General features: G+C 71.3%; 1 protein-coding gene. It reads left to right on the top strand.

Translation table 11 applies throughout. From position 1 onward, the window contains the following. Nucleotides 1-341: 341 nt before the first annotated feature. Nucleotides 342-2897: DUF3971 domain-containing protein (locus F3J14_RS34260; RefSeq protein ID WP_282100798.1), on the top strand; the 2556-nt coding region annotated here is incomplete at its 3' end.

A 2897-nucleotide genomic window follows, 5' to 3' on the forward strand; every position in this document is an offset into this window, starting at 1 on the left:
TGCGGCGCGGCCGCCCACACGGCGATCCGGTCGGACAGCGCGGGACGCGCGGCGGCCGCGCGGGCGAGGTAGCGGGAGTAAGACGGGCTGATCAGGGCGGAAGCGTCGGTCATCGAAAAGCGGGCCTGGCGGTAAGGCCCGCCGCCGCGGGACGACGCATGCGCGCCCCGCTGCCGACAGGCTCCTTGGACTCGGCGCGGTGTCGCGGCGCAGGTGCGCCGCCGCGAAAACCGCGCGCCGGAAAGCCCGTGCCGTGCTGCCCCAACGGCCGCCGGCACGAACCCCTGTGATACATTTCAACGTCAGTCTGCAAAACTACCATATCGTCGCCCTTCCGCCGCATGTCCGACCGTCAGGAATCCGCCGTAGCTGCGCCCGAAGCGGGACCTCCGAAGCACGATCATCCGGTCCTGCGTCGCGTGTTCAGGGTGACGCTGGCAGTCGGGATCGGCACCTACTTCATCACGTCCGCCGCGTTCCTCGGGCTGCGCTACGTGCTGCTGCCGCGCATCGACGAATTCCGCCCGCGCATCGAGCGCGCGGTGTCCGACAAGCTCCACGCGCAGCTTTCGATCGGCAAACTGTCTCCCCACTGGTCCGGCATGCAGCCGGGCGTCGAAGTCGCCAATATCACGATTCGCGGTCGTGACGGCCGGATCGCGCTGTCGGTCCCGCATGCGACGGCCGCGCTGTCGTGGATGTCGCTGCTGCGGCTGTCGCCCGCGCTGTCGAGCCTGATCGTCGACCACCCCGACCTCGTCGTCGCGCGCGCGGCCGACGGCTCGCTAAGCGTCGCGGGCGTCGGCGTCGCGACCACCCACGGCGGCAACGACACGTTCGGCACGTGGCTGCTGAAGCAGGAAGCGATCGTGCTGCGCAACGGCACGCTGCGCTGGCGCGACGCGCAGCACGACGCACCGGAACTCGCGCTGTCGGGCATCCGCCTCGCGGTGCTCAACCACGGCCGCGTGCACAAGGCCGCGCTGCAGGCGCCCGCGAACGGCACCCTGCTGCTCGGCCCGCTCGATTTCCGCGCGCGCTTCCGGCACAAGCCGCTCGCGCCGATCGGCAAGCCGACGAACTGGACCGGCGACGCGTACCTGTCGACCGGCCCGGTCGACCTGCAGACCCTCGGCCGCTATCTCGACATCCCGCTCACGATCCATGCGGGCCGGATCGACAACGCGATCTGGGCGACCTTCCAGGACGGCCACCTGCGCTCCGCGGGCGGCGACCTGCAAGGCGCCGACGTCGTGCTGCGCGTGCGGCCGACCCAGCCGCGCCTCGACGTGCCGACGGTCGGGTTCGGCTGGGACATGGCGCTGAACGCCGGCCGCGACTACACGCTGCACCTGACGCGCTTCAACGCGGAGCTCGGCCAGCCGCCGCTGCCGGACGGCACGCCGCTCGCCCGCTCGCTCGCGCTGTCGACCCTGACCGCCCGCTACCGCGTACCGGCCGCCGACCAGGGCCAACTGCTGAGCGTCGTCGGCGACCGCGTCGATCTCGGCATCCTCAGCGAGTTCATCCGCGGGCTGCCGCTGCCGGCACGCCTGCGCAACGAGCTGATCAAGCTCGACCCGCGCGGAATGGTGTCGAACTACCACATCGAGGTCGAACGCGCGAAGCCGGCGCGGCCCGACCTCGCCGACGAAGAGCGGCGCATGGGCGCCGCGCCGATCGTGCGCTACCGCTTCCTCGGCGATCTGCAGGGCATCAGCGTCGCCGCGCAGGAGCCGCCGCCGGGCTTGTCCCCGCGCGGTCACCCGCGCGCCGGCTGGCCGGGCGTCGAGAATTTGTGGGGCCGCATCGATGCAAAGGAAACCGGCGGCAGCGCGCACTTCGACACGGTCAACGCCGCGGTCACGGTGCCCGGCGAATTCGACCAGCCGCGCCTGACCTTCGACCGGCTGCGCGGCAACGCGAAATGGGTGATCACGCCCGCGCCGGGCGACAAGCACGCGCGCGTCGACGTGACGTTGCCCGACCTGTTCGTCTCGAATCCCGATGCCGAGATCGCGGTGTCGGGCTCGTACATGAACCCCGGCCACGGCCGCGGCTCGCTCGACCTGCGCGCGGATTTCGCGCGCGCGTCGGTGGCGCGCATTCCGCGCTACCTGCCGACCGGGATGTCCGAACACCTGCGCGACTATCTCGGCCATGCGCTGCAGGACGGCCAGGTGACCAAGGGCGCGTCGATCGTCGCGCGCGGCCCGCTCGAGAAATTCCCGTTCGAACACGAGCCGGATGCCGGCGTGTTCCATATCGTCGCGCCGTTCACCGGCGGGCGCTTCGAGCCGACGCCGTACCCGCCGCGCAAGCTCGCGAACGGCACGCCGAGCGTCTGGCCGGCACTCGACGGGATCGACGGCGTGTTCGAGCTCGCGCAGAACAAGCTGCGCTTCGACATCGCCCGCGCGCGCTACAAGCGCGTCGCACTGACCAAGGTGGCCGGCCGGATCGACGATCTCGGCAACCCGTCGAAGTCGCCGCTCATCATCGACGGCCATGCGCAAGGCCCGCTCGCGGACCTGATCGATTACGCGGACAACAGCTCGCTTGGCACGATGAGCGGGCACATCGGCCAGCGGATCGACGCGCAGGGGCCTGCGTCGCTCGCGCTGAAGATCACGATTCCGCAGCACGTGCCGCATCCGCATACGCACGTCGAAGGCGCCCTCGCGTTCGGCGGCAACACGCTGTCGACCGACGGCGTGCCGCCGCTGTCCGCGCTGCGCGGCAGCGTGCGGTTCAGCGAGGCCGGCGCGTCGCTGCACAATCTCTCGGGGCGCTTCCTCGGCGGCCCGGTGCGCGCGAACGGCAACTTCCAGTCGCATGGCCCGTACGCGGTGGACGTCGACGGCAAGCTCGCGCTCGACGCCGCGCGCGGCCTGAAC

Origin of the sequence: Burkholderia sp. Tr-862 (genome assembly GCF_011753085.1) — a bacterium.
Classification (GTDB): domain Bacteria; phylum Pseudomonadota; class Gammaproteobacteria; order Burkholderiales; family Burkholderiaceae; genus Burkholderia; species Burkholderia ambifaria.